Source organism: Dehalococcoidales bacterium (assembly GCA_028716225.1).
Taxonomy (GTDB): domain Bacteria; phylum Chloroflexota; class Dehalococcoidia; order Dehalococcoidales; family UBA5760; genus UBA5760.
This window is the reverse complement of record JAQUQE010000006.1, coordinates 18,940-35,403: the sequence shown is the minus strand read 5'-3', so window position 1 is coordinate 35,403 and position 16,464 is coordinate 18,940. Positions and strand designations below refer to the sequence as shown.

Genomic DNA, 16,464 nt, shown 5'->3' with positions numbered 1-16,464 from the left:
CCGGACGGAGTTGATATGGAGACGGTCTTTACTTCCTGGAGCGGTGGCAAGGACTGCTGCCTGGCCTGCTACCGGGCGATAGCAGGGGGACATAAGGTTCGCTGTCTGCTTAACATGGTTAGTGAAGGTGGCAAGCGTTCCTACAGCCATGGCTTGTCCCCACGGGTTCTCGAAGCGCAGTCTCAGGCGATCGGCATTCCCCTCATCCAGCAGCAGGCGAAACGGGAAAACTACGAGGCCGAGTTTAAGAGGGTGCTGCTATCCTTGAAGGATAAGGGGGTTAGCGGCGGCGTCTTCGGCGATATCGACCTCGATGAGCACCGCCGGTGGATTGAGCGGGTCTGCGCTGATGTGGCGATTACCCCTCACCTCCCCCTCTGGGGGGAAGAGCAAGGCAAGCTGCTTGAGGAATTGATCGGCCTGGGCTTTACCGCCGTCGTAGTTGCCGCTAAGGCTGAGCTGTTTGGCCGGGAGTGGCTGGGGCAGACAGTAGACCGGGACTTCCTTGACCACCTGGAGGTACTTAATGATACCAAAGAGGTGACCCCCTGCGGTGAAGCCGGGGAGTATCATACCCTGGTGATCGATGGCCCCCTGTTTCGAAAGCGGCTCAAGATACTCCGCTCAAGAAGAGTGCTGCGTGAAGGACGCTGGTTCCTCTCTATCCTGGAAGTAGGGCTCGGGGACAAGCCTGTTTGATGTCGGTTTGGCTCCGGGGTTGCTGTTGTGACCCGGATCATGGCAGATGGTCTGATCTGGTGCTATTACATACTCTCAATCCAGGTCGACATAACCAAACAGACCGGATGGTCTCGGCTTAATCTTAGCCGGAGCAGCGGTTGATTTCTCAGGACGAGCAGTGGTACTAAAGGGAGTATTGTCACGCCTATCCACACCAAAGGCATACCTTAGCGATTGTACCATGGGTTCTATACCATCCGCTATTTTTTCGCTGTAATCTATTACTCTTGTCCCCATCATAACCCCCTCTTCTCCCTGTTAGTTATAAGTTATTATTTATAACGCAAAGTATCCCCAAAGGTTAGCTTGAGAATCATTTTTCCGCTTTGAGCAGTCTTATTTTGGTGGTTGGAATACCGGCGGTTTGTGTTATAGTTATTGGTGAGTTCCGCTAAAATCGGGGAGGGCAAAAATGGATGACCGGGAAAGAAATCAGGTGCAGGATATTCTTGACCATCACAACTCGAAGTACGGAGTCCATATTAAGGACAGAGCCGCTGTTATCTACCCGCAACCGGGAGAACAGCCCGGCTGGGACTGGGTCTGCTGTGATGCCAGGACAGGTGATGAAATTGCCCTGGTGGTAAAAAGGCTTAGCGGAGAAAATTCGGAGGAGACGGGAGATATCATCAGGGTAGTCTGGGGGGAACTGGAGGACAGCCTGGCCGGTAAGCTGACGGGTACCTTTAACCTTGAGGTAGAGATTCCGGATGACTACTGCTTTCCCGGGAAGAATGACAAAATACAGTGGAATAAGGCACACGAATTTCGCAGGCGGCTGGCTTCCGTTATCTATGATAAAGCCCCGACTTTACGACTTGAAGAGCAGCGAGACCTGACCACTCAGATAACCAATAAATTATCCTTCTCCTTACCGGAGAGCTTCCGCTGCCGGCTGAAGAAGACTGGCTATGATGGTAGCATTCTTACTATTAGTCTCGGTCAGATCGGCTACCCGGCTCCGGAGCATGGTACCGCTGGAATAGAGAAGTTCAAGCACTTGGTTTCACAGGCTAATGAGCAGCTCAGGACGGTTGGGGCAAGGCACAAGTGGCTGGTGCTTATCGAAGAAGGTAACCGGTCGATAGACTCTGTGGCGGTAACGGAAGAGCTGACCCGGATTAGCCCGGACAGCCGCTCTGAAATTAACCGCATTTATTACCTTGGTGATGGTGAGGTAGTGGAAATCGCGCTACAATCTCCGATGGGATAGTTGAGGGAGTATTCCGTCCGATTGAGGTGATTCGCTGGTGCCCCCAAGGGAATTCGAATCCCTGTTACCGGCTTGAAAGGCCGATGTCCTAGGCCTCTAGACGATGGGGGCATGCTGTTCAAAGTATAGCAGAGGTTGTGGCCGGGGGGCAATGTCGGTTGGTCTTTGTTATCGCCGGAACGCCCCCGTTTCACCCGGCACTAACAATCACCCGGTTTATCTCTTTCTTCAGCTCGGCGATATCAAAGGGCTTGTTTATGTGAGGGACTCCGGTCGCTTTGAGGAACTTATTGGTGGCAGGGCCAATCACGTCTCCGGTGATAAAGATGACCCTCTTCTGCAGGGAAGGGGCTATTCCCCCCAGCTCGTCGTACAGCTCGGCGCCGCTTAAGCCGGGCATCTTAATATCACAGATGATAAGGTTGTACCTCTGCTCCTTAGTCATCTCAAGGGCTTCTCTGCCGCTGCCTGCCGTCGCCACATCATAACCCTCGCCGCCGAGTAATTTCTTCAGGAACGCCATTATGGCCGGCTCATCATCCACCACCAGTATCCGGCCCCCGACGGTCTTCCCGGCTGTCTCGACCTCCTCGACCCGCTCTATCTTCTTCTCCTCCTCCATCACTACGGGCAGCTCGACGAAGAAGGTGGCCCCCTTGCCCTCCTCGCTCTCGGCATACAGCGCGCCATTATGCTCGACGACGATGCCGTGGGCCAGGCTCAAGCCCAGGCCGGTTCCTTCACCCACCTCCCTGGTGGTGAAGAAGGGGTCGAATATCCTCTCCAGGTTCTCCCCGGCTATGCCGGGCCCGTCATCGGCAAACGATATCCGTATCCTATCGCCGGCCTGCTCCGTCCTGATGGTAAGCCTGCCCCTGCCGTGGGCCTTCTTCATCGCCGTCTCGGCGTTGACGATGATGTTGAGGAACACCTGCTGGAGCTGTCCGGCATCGGCCACTGTCCAGGGTAGTTCGGTATCGAGCAGAGTAATCACCTCGATGTTGGAGGTCTCCAGGGCGTACTTACGCAGGGCCAGGGTGCTTTCGAGGATCTCGTTGATTCCGGTACAGGTCCGCTCCGGCTTGTGCTGGCGGGCGAAGGTAAGCAGCCTCTTCACGATGTCGGCGGCCCGCTGTGAACCACCGTGGATAATCTCCACGTCCTTCCTCAAGTCTTCGGGCAGGTCTTTTTCCATCAGCAGCTCGGAGAAGCCGACCACGCTGGTTAGTGGGTTGTTTATCTCGTGGGCGATGCCGGAGACCATCTCGCCCACCGATGCTAGACGGCTGGTCACCTGTGCCTTCCTCTCCATCTCCCGCTTCTCTGCCTCTGTCTTTTTCTGTTCGGTGATGTCGGTAACGTAGCCGTGATGGTACTTGACCGCTCCTTGGTCATCCTTGACCAGCATCGTGTGCTCATGCACCCACTTGATTTCACCATTCTTGGTCAGGATGCGGTACTCACCCATCAATATCCTCTGCCCCTTCCGCTGTTCGGCCTTTTCGTTTGCTTCGGCTATTCGACGAACGTCATCGAGATGTAACATATCCCCGAATAGGTGCTTACCATCCATCAGCTCTTTGGCGGTATAGCCCAGCAGATCGTATACGTTGGGAGAGACGTAATCGATAGGCCAGCCATCGGCGGCAAGCCATCGGAAGACGATGGTGGGGCCGCTGACAAACAGCGCACGCTCCTGCTCCAACTCCTCCTCCATCCTCTTACGCTCGGTAATATCACGGGCTACCGCCAACATCTGAACGGGTTGATCGTCGGGGCCTCGTATTAGGCTGTAATTAATATCCACAGGGACTGTAGATCCGTCAGCACGCTTCAACTCAAACTCGATCGTTTTCGATCCTACTGCTCCTCCTGTTGTAAAATCGTCTTTTTTGGCCATTTCTTCCGCATAAACCAGCATGGCACGCTTAAACGAGGTATCGGTAAAAATCTCCTCCATCTTCTTGCTCTTAGCTTCTTCAATACTGTAACCTAGCAGTTGCTTTACGGAAGGGCTGATATAGATCAGCTGGGTGGGGTTATCGATATCCATGGTCCAAATAACATCCGCCGCATTGTTAGCGAGTAGACGGTATTTTCCCTCACTCTCCCGTAGTTGTTCCCCTGCCTTCTTCCGCTCGGTGATATCGCGGCACAGCCCGTAGACGCCGATCGGCTTACCCTGCTCATCTCGAATGGCATGGGCGGTTACCTCCGTGATTATTACCGAGCCGTTTTTGTGATAGTATTCCAGCTCAAGAGTAAATAGTTTATCGGCAACTATCCCGGTAGCCCTTTCTCTTTCCAATTCTCGTTGCAGTGTCTCCGCGACTAATTTATACGATGTCGGGGTGAGTTGGTCTTGCGGTTGCTGTCTCATCCTCTCTTCGGGAGTAAAGCCCAGGATTCTTTCCACGGATGGGCTCACATATGTGGTCTTCATATTCAGGTCGATAGTAAAGACTATGTCGGTCATGTTCTCGGTGAGGAACCGGTATTTGGCTTCGGATTCCCGAACTGCCTCTCCCGCCTGCTTGCTCTCGGTGATGTCTGTAATATAGCCGAGATAGTGTGTCGCTGTTCCGGTACTGCCCCTTATTAACAGAGTATAATCATAGACCCATCTGTAACCGCCGTCCTTGCTTCTGATGCGGTATTCCTGCCTGAGATATTCTTTGCTATTTTCATCGCATCGCTCCAATTCCTCTAATATATGCGGTATGTCCTCCGGATGGATTATGTCGCGGTATGATATCCCGCCGTCGGTAAAATCAGCCGGCCTGTAGCCGAATTGACTCTCGAGGTTCGAAGAAACATACTCGACCGGCCAGCCTTCTTCGGCCCGCCACCGGAAGACAACTACCGGCCCTTGCACGAACAGCTTCTTTACCTCCCCAGCCCGGTCTCTTTCCATGAACTGGCTCTCAGCCGCTGATGCCTCTAATCCGGCTATGCGCCGGCGCATAGCCTCAAGTTCCTGTATCAACTGTCTTTTAGTTTTGTCGCTGTCTTTGTCTTTCATTTCAACCTGAGCGCAAGCCACAACTAGAGCAACGATGCATAATGGTATTGTCCTAATGTTCTGAATACCTTGCTATAACCGCCAATAGATATCACTCAGGTATTCCCTAAATACCTTTGAGCGGTGTTTGTAGTGGATACCTCTATTATATGCTGGGAAAAACAGATTGCCGGGGTGATATCCTTAGGAGCACAGTTCGTGATTTGAATCTAGGCGTACTCCTTCTTGCCCATAGCGACAAATATAATAGCGACTATTCCCAGGGGTAGAATGGGAAACATGGCACAGATTGCCCCTGCTAGCGCAAGCCCCCAATTGCTTCTTCTCCGCGTGACTATACCGGCTACTATGGCTACTATACCTAGAGCGATTAACCCCGGGCCGATACCTTCCAGGAATATCCCGAATACAGGGAGCATCTCGGCGGTCACTGCCCCGACGGGGATACTGATAGCCGCCACTATGATGCCGAAGATAACGCCCAGGAAACCTCCTATTATCATCAAGATGCTCGCCGTCTTTGACTTCCATGTCCTATTCATAATATGTAGCCCTCCTTATATCTGTCATTATCGATGGGACAAGCACACCGGCCTTCAGTCACTATTATAATACATCCCGGACGTATTACAAGCCGTTTTACCGGTATTTAGGAAATGTTTAGATTTGGAAAACGGGAGTGAAGGGGCCATATTCCGTGAGAATACCCTGGCTACACGTCGCTGCAAACTATTTAGTGGCCTGATTCGGTATGGCGCATGAAGTTCATGTTATTTTCTTTGATGCGACTATTCCATTTTTACGTTCTACCCTCTCGAATATGCTAATATAGAGACCAAATGCGCAGTATGTTTAGCCGTGATAGGCAGCCCGGTGAGAAGAGGGACTGGCTGGGAGCATTGATGAGAGGGAAAGTCCTTCCCATTCTGGGTATCGCCACGGTGGTTTTCATTACGGTTGTCATCATCCGGTATCGAGACAGCATTACCGAACTCGGTGCTTTAAGCTACCCCGGTATTTTCTTGGGCAGTATGCTCTGGAACGCCACTGTTCTGGTCCCTATCCCCAGCTTCTGGATCTATTTCGGTCTCGGTACCATTCCTTGTCTTCATCCGGCCCTTATCGGACTGGCCGGTGGTAGCGGTGCTGCCGTTGGTGAGCTGACCAGCTACATGGCAGGGTATAGCGGTCGGGCAATTCTGAAGCTGGACAAGAGAAAGGCCTACGAACGGGTACAGAGGTGGATAAAGAAGTGGGGCTTTTGGGTTATCTTCGGCTTTAACCTGGTGCCCGTCTTTCCCTTTGATCTCTTTGGGATAGCGGCTGGTGCCCTGCGCTTTCCCCTGTGGAAATTCTACCTGGCCTGCTTGGCGGGGAGGACACTGGCCTACGGAGCGATAGCCTTTGCCGGTGCTCAGGGATGGATACCACCCCTATCTTTTCTTAATCCCCCATAACAGGGTTGAGCTGGCAATAAGAGATAGGACTGCGGCTAGCAGCATGGCCGAGTAGCCCGAGCCGGGGCTGCGGATGTTAAAGAAGTCGATCATCGGTCCGTTGAGGCGGGCCAGTGCCGAGCCGCCGGCAGTAGCCAGGTTAGTCAGGCCGATGTATTGCCCGGCTTTCTCCTTGGGTACCAGGTCTACTGCCAGAGCCCAGTTGCTGCTCATCAGGCCGCCGAAGCCAATCCCCATCAGGACGGAGGCAAGCAGCATCAGGTGGTAGCTGTGAAAGAAGAACAGGAGCCCGATCCCTACCGTACCGATGATTCCCGATATAAGGGCGACCGGCCTCCTTCCCAACCTGTCCGAGAGACGGCCGGCGAGGTAGGTTGTTGCCAGCATACAACCACCGGAGACCAGGATAAAGTTACCCATTACCGCAGCAGGATTAGGAACACCGGCGACATCACGGAAAAAATATAAACCGAACACCTGGAAGGTGGTCAGGGGGATAACAAACAAGAGGCGGGCCAGCAGGAAACGGATATAGTCGGGGTTTGCTCTGGTATCGATCCGGAAACTTCTCGTCAGTGTGGTCAGGAAAGGTAACCTGGGGCCGCCGGCTCCGGGCGGCTCCTTGACCTTCATGATGGTAAAGACCATGGTACCCAGGAAGACGGCGGCCAGTGCGCCCAGGCTAAACCATAGCCACTGGCTGCCCGGTCCGGGAGAGTAGCGGTCCATTAGCTGGCCTACCAACCAGACGAAGGTGAACCCACCCACTACATCGATCAGGTTTTTTACTCCTGAAGCAAGCCCTCTTCTATCTGCCGGCACCAGGTCGGGAATAAAGGCTTGATACGGGCCCAGTGCGGTATTGGCACTAACCTGCATCAGGTAATAGATGGCAAAGAGGGCGGCTAAGCTGCCGGCGAGGCCTATTCCGGGCAGGAACGACAGCGTCAGTATACCGCCGGCAAGGATGAAAGGCCGCCTCCGTCCCCACCCGGACCCGGAGTGGTCACTGGCCATTCCGGCTATCGGTTGGACGGCTATTGCCAGGAGCAGGCCGGTAAAAGTAAGCAGCCCGAGCCAGGTCGCCTTTTGTGATTCGGGGACGAATTCCATTATCCTGAGTGGCAGGATGATAATGTGCAGGCTGCTCCAGAGGGCCGTCGTGGCAAAGCCGAAGATGGTGATCCTGACACAGTCAGGCGGACGAAAGTCTCTGCTGTTAGCAGCGGAGTCGATATTGCCCCCTTGCCTTTCCACACCATAGATTAAAGCACAGTAACGGTAGAGATAAAAGCACCGGGTGCACCATTTTTATAGCTAGATCAAATTCAACCGTTGAGAACCTGCTCCCGGTATTCCGTAAGCAGCCTCTCGCTGAGAGCCCCCGGTCTCCCCGAGGCAACGGGCTTACCTTCTATCTCGGTAAGGGGCATTACCTCGATCAGTGAGTTGGTCAGGAAGGCTTCCTGGGCCTGGAAAAGCTCAATCGGTCTGATGTCCTCTTCAAGCACATTGATACCCAGCTTAAGGGCCAGCTCTATGATCACGCTCCGGGTAATTCCGGGCAGAATGCCACTTTCTTCCCCCGGCGTTCTCAGTATACCCTCGCTTACCAGAAAGATGTTGCTCATGCTGGCCTCGGCAAGAAATCCCTTTTCATTGAGACAGATGGCTTCGTCACCCCCCCTTTCTCCGGCTTGCTGTCTGGCGAGGAGGCTCTCCATGTAACTGGATGATTTCAGTCCGGACAGAGGGGACTGGCTGTTGCGGCGGATAGATGAGATAACTGCCCGGAAGCCTCTCCGGTAGACCTCCTGGGGGTAGGGCTGATAGCGTTCCGCCAGCACCAGCACCGTGGGCTTCCGGCATGTCTTGGGATTGGGGGGCATTTTCCCCTCGCCGGCGGAGATAGTGACGCGGATGCGGGCATTGCGGAGACGGTTAGCCTCGAGAGTTTCTCTTATCGCATCTCTCAACTCTGATATTATGACCGGTATCCCCAGTAATTCGGCGGAACGGCTCAGACGGCTTAAGTGGCTTTCCAGACGAAACACCTGTCCTTCGTAGGCGCGCATGGTCTCGAAGAGGCCGAGTCCGTAGAGAAAACCGTAGTCCAGAGCGGATACCTTAGCCCGGCTGCGGGGTATCAGAGCACCATTCAGGTAGACGACATTACTCACCGGTCTGCTCCCTGGTCCAACTCGGCTGTGAAAAGCTGAGAAAGTTCTTTAGTATATCGTGGCCGACATCGGTCATTATTGACTCCGGGTGAAACTGTACTCCTTCAACGACGTATTCTTTATGGCGGATTCCCATTACTACTCCGTCGCCGGTCATTGCGGTCAGTTCCAGCGCCGCAGGGAGTGTAGACTCCTTTATTACCAGGGAGTGGTAACGGCCTGCCTCGAATGGCCTGGGCAGGCCCCGGTATATCGTCCTGCCGTCGTGGTAGATCAGGGAACGCTTCCCGTGTGTGGGAATAGGGGCACGGACGACCCGGGCACCATAGGCATACCCGATACACTGGTGGCCCAGGCAGACACCGAGGATGGGAATGGCGCCGGCGAAGCGGCGTATAACATCGTTGGAGACTCCCGCATCGAGCGGGGTACCGGGTCCTGGGGAGATGATAATGTGGGAGGGGCCAAGGCTCTCGATTTGTTCCAGGGTTACCCGGTCATTCCGGTAGACCAGCGGTTCCCATCCCAGTTCCCCCAGGTACTGGGCGAGATTATAAACAAATGAATCGTAGTTATCGATTACTATAACCGTATCCGTCTTCAGTTCCCTCAGTTGTGGTCTTGTTTAAGGCGTCAATCAGTGCGCTTGCCTTATCCAGCGTTTCCTGGTACTCGGCCTCGGGGTCCGAGTCATAGACAATGGCGCCGCCCACCTGGAAGTAGGATTTACTGCCTTTGACCAGAAAGGTGCGAATAACTATATTGAGGTCAAGGTCGCCGTTAAAGCTTAGATAGCCGATATTACCGGTATAGGGGCCTCTTCTGGTCGGTTCCAGTTCGTCGATAATCTCCATTGAGCGTATCTTGGGGGCTCCTGTTATGGAACCGCCGGGGAAGGTAGCTTTAATCAGGTCGATGCCGTTCTTGCCCTCCCTGAGCCTGCCTTCCACGGTGGAAGTAAGGTGAAATACGGTAGGGAACATCTCCAGTATCACCAGTTCGGTCACCTTGACGGTGCCGAAACGGCATACGCGGCCCAGGTCGTTTCTCTCTAAGTCGACAATCATAATGTTCTCGGCTCGCTCTTTTGTGCTGTTGAGAAGCTCTATGGCTAACGCCTTGTCTTCCTCGGGGGTCTTTCCTCTCGGGCGGGTGCCTTTGATGGGACGTGTCTCTGCCCGGTCTCCTCTCAGGCGAAGAAACCTCTCCGGAGAGGCGCTTACCACGGTGATCTCATTGAAGCCGAGATAACAGGCAAAGGGTGCCGGGTTTATCCGCCGTAGCCGTTTGTATAACTCATACGGGGCAACGCGGAGTTCGGCCTCGAAGCGCTGGGAGAGGTTTACCTCGAAGATATCACCGGCGATGATATACTGCCGGGCTTTCTCAACCGCCTTGATGTATTCAGAATGAGTGAATCCGCCCTTGAGTTTCACCGTCTCGGTAGATGGGGGTGTAGTTATCGGAGGCGGCTCTTGTCCGGGGCCCGGTGCCTTAGCCAGCTTGGCCTTTACTTCACTGAGGCGTTCGACGGCTCTTTTTCTTCTTTTTTCCTCTATTAGTTCAGGAAAGCCGGTTGAGATGATATAAGCCTTACTCCGCAGGTTATCAAATGACAGGATCAGGTCGTAGAAGCCGAAGTAACACTCGGGTAGCTTGAGGTCATCGACGGCGGTCTCGGGTAGCCGCTCAATAAAGTGACAGAGGTCATAGCTTAAGTAGCCGACGGCGCCGCCGATGAATGGTACCGGCGAGGGGCCGGAGTCCAGCCGATAGACTTCCAGTAGATTACTCAGTGTGTCTAAGGGACTGCCGCCCAGTCTGCTCTTTTCGGTTCCCCGGCGGAGCGTAGTCTCAGTACCACGGCTTCTGATTACTAGAAAAGGGTTTGAGCCGATAAAGGAATAGCGCCCCAGCTTATGCGGATCCATCCCGCTGTCCAGAAAGAAGCTGAACTGCTCATTCCTGAAGAGATCGAAGGTATCAGGCATTGATGATTTCAGGTCTACTTCTTCTATCAGTGGGTAGCGAGACGCTTTACTCATGAACATAAGACATCAGATTTGTGCCGATGGTTTCGCCCTGTCTCTAATTTTCTGCATCATACAACAGCGGCCGGCACCCGTCAATCGAGACCGGGCTGGCTTTCTTACCTGTTTAAAGCGCTAACCGGGGCTGTGCTATAATATTGGACGAGGTAATTCGAATTATGCTGGAGCGTTTGGAGCAGATAGAGCATCGTTACCAGGAGTTGACCGAGCAGATGGCTGAGCCGCAAATAGCCTCTAATGTAAAGCGGTTGCAGACGCTGGCCCAGGAGAGGGCTGGTTTTGAGGAACTGGTGGCTAAGTATCGGGATTATAAGGCAACTGCCGGTTCCCTGGCGGAGACCAGGGCAATGCTGAATGGCGAACTTGATGAGGAGATGAAGGCTCTGGTCAAGCAGGAGATAGGGAGCCTTGAAGCGAACCTGGAGCGTATCCTGGCCGGGCTGAAGACGGCCCTTGTCCCCCGGGATGTCAGTGGTGAAAAGAATGTTATTATGGAAATTCGGGCGGGGGCTGGTGGTGATGAAGCCGCCCTGTTTGTTGCTGATCTTTTCCGTATGTACAGCCGGTATGCTCAATCTAAGGGATGGACGATAGACATTATTAATAGTAGTGAGAGTGGACGGGGTGGCTTCAAGGAAATCATATTCGAGGTAAAGGGCGTCGGTGCTTTCAGCCGGCTTAAATTCGAGCGGGGGGTGCATCGGGTGCAGCGGGTGCCTGTCACCGAATCGTCAGGGCGAATTCATACCTCGACAGTTACCGTGGCGGTACTGCCCGAGGCGAGCGAGGTAGAGGTATCAATCAATCCCAATGATCTGAAGGTTGACTTCTACCGCAGCGGGGGAGCCGGTGGTCAGAATGTGAATAAGGTGTCTACTGCCGTACGCCTTACCCACCTGCAGTCCGGTATGGTGATCATCTGTCAGGACGAGCGTTCGCAGCTGCAGAACAGAAATAGGGCAATGGCGGTACTTCGTGCCCGCCTGCTGGATATCGAGCAGCAGAAGCAGGAAGATGAGATAACCGAGCAGCGCCGCTCCCAGGTAGGCACCGGCGGCCGGGCAGAAAAGATAAGGACCTATAACTTCCCTCAAGATCGTGTTTCCGACCATCGTATCGGTTTAACCCTCCGTAATCTACCCCGGATTATGGAAGGAGATCTGGACAAACTTGTCGATACCTTGGCTGCCGATGATCAGGCGAAGCTGTTGGAAGAGTAGGTGATATGACGGTAAAAGAGGCTCTCACTCGTGCCCGAAAAGCCTTTGCCATTGGCAACGTCGAGGATGCCCGCTTAGAATCCGAGTTGCTGTTGAGGCATGCTTTAAGAATAGACCGGGTTCAGTTATATCAGGAGCCGGAGCGTAGATTGGCTCCCCGTGAGGCAGCCGGTTTCTGGCGACTGGTTGAGCGCCGTCTTGGCGGTGAGCCTACCGCCTATATTACGGGGCGCCGCGAGTTTTACGGGTTGAGCTTCTCTGTTGATAGCAGTGTCTTGATTCCCCGCCCGGAAACCGAGTTGCTGGTAGATACGGCTCTCGAGATTGCGCGCCGATGTCCGGTTATGAGCGTGGCTGAAATCGGCACCGGTTGTGGCGCTATCGCCGTCGTGCTTGCGCTGAGCCTGCCCGAAGTCAGAATATATGCTACTGATATATCGGCTCCTGCTCTCAGGGTGGCCCGGCTTAATTGCCAGAGCCATGGGGTAGCGGATAGAATACGTCTTCTGGCCGGTGATATGCTTGATCCTTTACCCGGGCCCGTCGACCTTGTCGTGGCTAATCTTCCCTATGTTCCGCAACGGGAGGCCTACCGGCTGGGGTTGGCGGATTTCGAGCCGTTGCTGGCGCTCGACGGAGGCCGGGATGGGTTGGAAAAGATAGGCCGGTTGTGTAGTAAGATAGGTGATAGGCTCCGTCCCGGGGGCTTCCTGCTTCTGGAGATAGGACAGGAACAGGGCGGGGCAGTGACCGCTCTGCTACGCCGCCTTTTCCCCTCCGCCAGGATAGAGGTATTCCCGGACCTGGCTGGTATCGACCGGATGGTGGTATTGTCTCTTGCCCCGGTGGAGAGTATTAGCAGGGAGATGCAGAGAGCAGCCTGAGGAGTGTGAAACCATGGTGAACGAGGCATTGTTGGCGGAGGCAAAGCAGTCAATTATTGACTACGATAAGGACAGGGCTGAGGAAATTGCCCGTAAGGCACTGGCGGCCGGGATGAATCCCAACGATGTGCTAACGGAGGGATTTGTCCCCGGGATAACTGAGGTCGGTGATCTCTTTGACCGGGGGCAGTTGTTCCTGCCTGAGTTGATGCTGGCGGCTGAGGCGATGAAGGCGGCTTCGGCAATATGCGTTGAGGCGCTACCGGCGACGGAGGTTAAGGTAGCCAAGAAGGTAGTCATCGGAACGGTAGAAGGGGATATCCATGACATCGGGAAATCGATAGTGGTTTCCTTCTTATTGGCCAATGGCTTTGAGGTATATGATATGGGTAGGGATGTGCCCATCGCCGACTTTGTTCAGAAAGCCCGGGAGGTGGGGGCCGATGTAGTTGGTAGCAGCGCGCTGCTGACCACTACCATGCAAAAACAGATGGTGCTTGAGGAAGAGCTGAAAAAGGCCGGTATTCGGGATAAGGTCAAGACTATTGTCGGCGGGGCACCCTGTAGCGAGCAATGGGCGAGGCGGATAGGGGCCGATGCTTATGCGGAAAGCGCTGTCGACGGGCTGAATAAGATAAAGGCACTAACCGGTTTGGCTTAATAAGCGGGCAGACAGATTGTGCCGGCAGTATGGCAGGCTGGCTTTGAGGGTATGGAAAGGGGGTGACTGAAATACTAGTCGTCGGAGAATTGATTAACTCGACACGGAAGGCGGTTAAGGCAGCGCTTGAATCTAAGGACGGAGCTGTCATCAGGCGTCTTGCCCGGGAGCAGGTAGAGGCAGGCGCGGATATTCTTGATGTTAATACTGCTACCAGTATGGAGCATGAGATTGATGATATGAAATGGGTCATCGGGCTGATCCATGATGAGGTGGGTAAAGTACGCCTATCTATTGACAGCCCCAGTGCCGAGGCAATGGCATCCGGGTTAGCGCTTTGCCAGGAACGCCCTCTGATCAACTCCATTAATAATGATCCCAGAGGGCGGGCCTTCATTGATATCGTTAAGCGTTTTGACGGTGACATTATCGGACTGCCTATGGGAGGAAAGGTTGGCATGCCCAGGACGGTTGAGGAGCGTCTCGATGAAGTAGACATAATGCTCTCCACTCTGGATGATGCCGGTGTGGATCCCTCCCGTTTGTATATTGACTCGATAGTGATGACTATCGGCAGCAATCAGGAGCAGGGGCGTATTGTGATTGAGAGTGTCCGGGAAATCAAGAAGCGCTACGGAAGCCGGGGGGTAAAGACCTCGGTAGGGCTGTCCAATATCTCCTTCGGCTTACCTCATCGCAGCTTGATTAACCAGGCTTTCCTAGCGATGCTTCTTGAGGCGGGACTGGATATGGCCCTGATTGACCCCAGGGATGTCGCGATGATTAATACTATGCGTGCTGCGGAGGCGATAGTGGGTACTGATGCCGGTTGTCTCAGGTACATCAAGCACGTGAGGAAGCTTGCCAGATAGAGGTGGTGGCCTCCTGTAAATTTGATGGTGTTTTGATGGTGTCCCGCCGGGGATTAAGGCACCCTCTTAAGCGGGCAACAGGCGGGAGGTATTCCTAGCTCTTCTCTGCTTGCCTCGCAGCAACTATCCTCTGGGTAATCTGAGCCGGTGCCTCTTCGTAGTGGCTGAACTCCACAGTGTAGCTGCCCCGGCCCTGAGTTATCGACTTCAGGTCTATGGCATAGCGCAGAATCTCGGCCAGTGGTGCCTGAGCCTCAATAGTATTCGTTCCTGCCTCCGGGTTCATACCCAGCACCCGTGCCCGTTTGCCGTTAAGGTCGCTGATAATGTCGCCGGTGAATTCCTCAGGTACCCTCACCTTGACGTTTACTATCGGTTCGAGGAGAATGGGTTGTCCCTGGGTCAGGCCCTTCTTCAGTGCTTGCGCTCCGGCAATTTTGAAGCATATGTCTGAGGAGTCAACCGGGTGAAAGCTGCCGTCATATAGTATCGTTCTTACGTCCACCACCGGATAACGGGCTAGCCCGCCTTCCATTATCGCTTCGTGGACCCCTTTCTCTACCGAGGGGATGTAGTTTTTGGGGATAGTACCGCCGACTACTCTGTCGACAAACTCACAACCGCTGCCGCGGGGCAGGGGCTCCAGCTCGAGCAGAACATGTCCGTACTGTCCGTGTCCACCGGTCTGTTTTTTGTGTTTGTACTCGGCTTTAGCCGTTACCGTAATGGTCTCCTTATAAGGAACCTTTGGTGTCGCCATCTCCACGCCGACCCCGAATTTACGCAGCATCCTATCAGCAGCTACGGCCAGCTGCGTCTCCCCGAGGCCGGAGAGGATAGTCTCGTTGGTGTCGTTATCCCTGCTTACGCGTAGAGTGGGGTCTTCTTCGGTAAGCCTGGCGAGGGCTGTCCCCAGCTTATCGACATCGGCCTTGGTTTTGGGGTGTACCGCCTCGCTGAAGATAGGTTTCGGGAAGGGCACATGAGCGATTCTTAGTGGCTTGTCCCGGCTGCCCAGGGTATCACCGGTACCGGTGATACTCAATTTGGCTACCCCGCCGATGTCTCCGGCACCGATCCGAGGTACCGCCTCCTGGCTCTTGCCTCTTAGGATAAACAACTGGCCGATGCGCTCTATCTCGCCACGTTTTACGTTCCATACCTGGGAGTTGCTGTCGATGGCGCCGTGATAGACCCGGAAGTAGGTAAGCTTACCCACGTAGGGGTCGGCGCTGGTCTTAAACACCAGGGCAGCCAGCGGGGCATCCTGACCGGGCTTAATCTTCTCCACCTCGGCACCGGATTCATCGACGATAGCTACTTCCCGCTCTTCGGGTGAGGGCAGATAGTGATATATGGCGTCGAGCAGGGGGGCAGTACCAATGTTTTGTAGAGCGGAGCCGACCAGAATGGGTACAACCTGCCCGGTCCTGGTCGCCTTGCACAGGCTATCGGTTAGCTCTTCCAGGCTGAGCTCTTCACCGCCGAGGTACTTCTCAATAAGACGGTCGTCGACTTCGGCTACGGCCTCGATTAGTTTCTCACGGAAGGAGGCCGCTTGCGCCTTTACCGAGGAGGGTATCTCTCCCTCCTCCCCTTTAGAACCGAGGTAGGCTTTCATTGTCAGCAGATCGACCGTTCCCTGAAAATCACTCTGGGCGCCTATCGGCAAGCGTATCGGGACACACCTGGCGCCGAACTTTGCCTGAATCTGTTCCACAGTCTGGTAGAAGTCAGCGTTCTCCCGGTCCATCTTATTAACGAAGATCAGCCGGGTTAAGCCGGCTTCCTCGCTATAGCCCCAGACCTGTTCTGTACCGACCTCGACGCCGGAGGCGGCACAGACCACGATTACCGCTCCCTCGCTGACCCGGACGGCTGCTTTGACCTCGCCGACAAAATCGGTGTAACCGGGGGTATCGATGAGGTTGATCTTGGCAGCCTGCCACTCGCAGGGGAGCAGGGTCAGGTTAAGGCTTATCTTACGTTTCACCTCATCCGGGTCATAGTCTGACGTAGTCGTCCCATCATCAACCTTACCCAGTCGGTTAGTGATGCCGATCGTGAACAAAATTGCCTCTGACAGCGACGTCTTGCCGGCGCCGCAATGGGACAGCAGGGAAAGGTTACGAATATTTCCTGGCGTATACTGCTTCATCTGGT

15 protein-coding genes and 1 tRNA gene are annotated in these 16,464 nt (G+C 54.3%); 7 read left to right on the top strand and 9 right to left on the bottom strand.

The genetic code is table 11. The features are described from left to right. Positions 1–15 precede the first annotated feature (15 nt). On the top strand, positions 16–699 hold the full coding sequence (locus PHI12_05360) for a diphthine--ammonia ligase (GenBank protein MDD5510216.1): 684 nt from the start codon (positions 16–18) through the stop codon (positions 697–699). A 75-nt stretch (positions 700–774) separates the two neighbouring features. Here the strand turns inward: PHI12_05360 and PHI12_05355 are convergent, their stop codons facing one another. Continuing rightward, positions 775–981, bottom strand: coding sequence for a hypothetical protein (locus PHI12_05355; GenBank protein MDD5510215.1), 207 nt, complete (start codon positions 979–981; stop codon positions 775–777). A gap of 172 nt (positions 982–1,153) precedes the next feature. Here PHI12_05355 and PHI12_05350 point away from each other — a divergent pair, with 172 nt between their 5' ends. Then, positions 1,154–1,954, top strand: coding sequence for a hypothetical protein (locus tag PHI12_05350; protein MDD5510214.1), 801 nt, complete (start codon positions 1,154–1,156; stop codon positions 1,952–1,954). A 35-nt stretch (positions 1,955–1,989) separates the two neighbouring features. On the opposite strand, the gene PHI12_05345 is transcribed toward PHI12_05350, so the two are convergent. From PHI12_05345 to PHI12_05335, 3 genes are all read right to left on the bottom strand, one after another. Next, positions 1,990–2,065 (bottom strand) — tRNA-Glu (locus tag PHI12_05345). A gap of 79 nt (positions 2,066–2,144) precedes the next feature. Next, positions 2,145–4,976: a PAS domain S-box protein gene (locus tag PHI12_05340; protein MDD5510213.1), complete on the bottom strand. Its 2,832-nt coding sequence runs from the start codon at positions 4,974–4,976 to the stop codon at positions 2,145–2,147. Between the two features lie 209 nt (positions 4,977–5,185). Next, positions 5,186–5,518: a hypothetical protein gene (locus tag PHI12_05335; GenBank protein ID MDD5510212.1), complete on the bottom strand. Its 333-nt coding sequence runs from the start codon at positions 5,516–5,518 to the stop codon at positions 5,186–5,188. Positions 5,519–5,824: 306 nt separating this feature from the next. Between PHI12_05335 and PHI12_05330 the strand changes: the two genes are divergently transcribed. Further along, positions 5,825–6,433, top strand: a complete 609-nt coding sequence (locus PHI12_05330; GenBank protein ID MDD5510211.1) for a VTT domain-containing protein — start codon at positions 5,825–5,827, stop codon at positions 6,431–6,433. On the opposite strand, the gene PHI12_05325 is transcribed toward PHI12_05330, so the two are convergent. From PHI12_05325 to pabB, 4 genes are all read right to left on the bottom strand, one after another. Then, positions 6,410–7,690, bottom strand: coding sequence for an MFS transporter (locus PHI12_05325; protein MDD5510210.1), 1,281 nt, complete (start codon positions 7,688–7,690; stop codon positions 6,410–6,412). The two genes, PHI12_05330 and PHI12_05325, sit on opposite strands and share 24 nt — an antisense overlap. A gap of 71 nt (positions 7,691–7,761) precedes the next feature. Next, positions 7,762–8,613 (bottom strand): aminotransferase class IV, encoded by an 852-nt coding sequence (locus PHI12_05320; GenBank protein ID MDD5510209.1) that lies wholly within the window; start codon positions 8,611–8,613, stop codon positions 7,762–7,764. Next, positions 8,606–9,142 carry an aminodeoxychorismate/anthranilate synthase component II gene (locus PHI12_05315; GenBank protein MDD5510208.1) on the bottom strand — a complete coding sequence of 179 codons (537 nt, stop codon included), beginning with the start codon at positions 9,140–9,142 and terminating at the stop codon, positions 8,606–8,608. Before PHI12_05315 ends, PHI12_05320 begins: the two co-directional genes overlap by 8 nt. A 43-nt stretch (positions 9,143–9,185) precedes the next feature. Further along, positions 9,186–10,658 carry an aminodeoxychorismate synthase component I gene (gene pabB / locus PHI12_05310; GenBank protein ID MDD5510207.1) on the bottom strand — a complete coding sequence of 491 codons (1,473 nt, stop codon included), beginning with the start codon at positions 10,656–10,658 and terminating at the stop codon, positions 9,186–9,188. 164 nt (positions 10,659–10,822) lie between these two features. On the opposite strand from pabB, the gene prfA reads away from it, so the two are divergent. The 4 genes from prfA to PHI12_05290 all read left to right on the top strand — a co-directional run bounded on the left by prfA (position 10,823) and on the right by PHI12_05290 (position 14,301). Beyond that, positions 10,823–11,884, top strand: coding sequence for a peptide chain release factor 1 (gene prfA / locus PHI12_05305; protein MDD5510206.1), 1,062 nt, complete (start codon positions 10,823–10,825; stop codon positions 11,882–11,884). Positions 11,885–11,889: 5 nt separating this feature from the next. Further along, positions 11,890–12,768: a peptide chain release factor N(5)-glutamine methyltransferase gene (prmC, locus tag PHI12_05300; protein ID MDD5510205.1), complete on the top strand. Its 879-nt coding sequence runs from the start codon at positions 11,890–11,892 to the stop codon at positions 12,766–12,768. Between the two features lie 13 nt (positions 12,769–12,781). Beyond that, complete coding sequence (locus PHI12_05295) at positions 12,782–13,429, top strand: corrinoid protein (protein ID MDD5510204.1); 648 nt, start codon at positions 12,782–12,784, stop codon at positions 13,427–13,429. 62 nt (positions 13,430–13,491) lie between these two features. Next, entirely contained in the window at positions 13,492–14,301 is an 810-nt protein-coding gene (locus tag PHI12_05290; GenBank protein MDD5510203.1) for a dihydropteroate synthase, read from the top strand. Between the two features lie 94 nt (positions 14,302–14,395). Here PHI12_05290 and fusA read toward each other — a convergent pair whose 3' ends face one another. After that, a complete protein-coding gene (fusA, locus tag PHI12_05285; protein ID MDD5510202.1) occupies positions 14,396–16,459 on the bottom strand; it encodes an elongation factor G in 2,064 nt (687 codons plus the stop codon). Positions 16,460–16,464: the final 5 nt, after the last annotated feature.

Excerpts from the sequence above, each read along its gene's own strand:
- PHI12_05360 (MDD5510216.1), top strand. The coding sequence starts at position 16 with ATGGAGACGGTCTTTACTTCCTGGAGCGGTGGCAAGGACTGCTGCCTG.
- PHI12_05355 (MDD5510215.1), bottom strand. The coding sequence starts at position 981 with ATGATGGGGACAAGAGTAATAGATTACAGCGAAAAAATAGCGGATGGT.
- PHI12_05350 (MDD5510214.1), top strand. The coding sequence starts at position 1,154 with ATGGATGACCGGGAAAGAAATCAGGTGCAGGATATTCTTGACCATCAC.
- PHI12_05340 (MDD5510213.1), bottom strand. The coding sequence starts at position 4,976 with ATGAAAGACAAAGACAGCGACAAAACTAAAAGACAGTTGATACAGGAA.
- PHI12_05335 (MDD5510212.1), bottom strand. The coding sequence starts at position 5,518 with ATGAATAGGACATGGAAGTCAAAGACGGCGAGCATCTTGATGATAATA.
- PHI12_05330 (MDD5510211.1), top strand. The coding sequence starts at position 5,825 with ATGTTTAGCCGTGATAGGCAGCCCGGTGAGAAGAGGGACTGGCTGGGA.
- pabB (MDD5510207.1), bottom strand. The coding sequence starts at position 10,658 with ATGAGTAAAGCGTCTCGCTACCCACTGATAGAAGAAGTAGACCTGAAA.
- prfA (MDD5510206.1), top strand. The coding sequence starts at position 10,823 with ATGCTGGAGCGTTTGGAGCAGATAGAGCATCGTTACCAGGAGTTGACC.
- prmC (MDD5510205.1), top strand. The coding sequence starts at position 11,890 with ATGACGGTAAAAGAGGCTCTCACTCGTGCCCGAAAAGCCTTTGCCATT.
- PHI12_05295 (MDD5510204.1), top strand. The coding sequence starts at position 12,782 with ATGGTGAACGAGGCATTGTTGGCGGAGGCAAAGCAGTCAATTATTGAC.
- fusA (MDD5510202.1), bottom strand. The coding sequence starts at position 16,459 with ATGAAGCAGTATACGCCAGGAAATATTCGTAACCTTTCCCTGCTGTCC.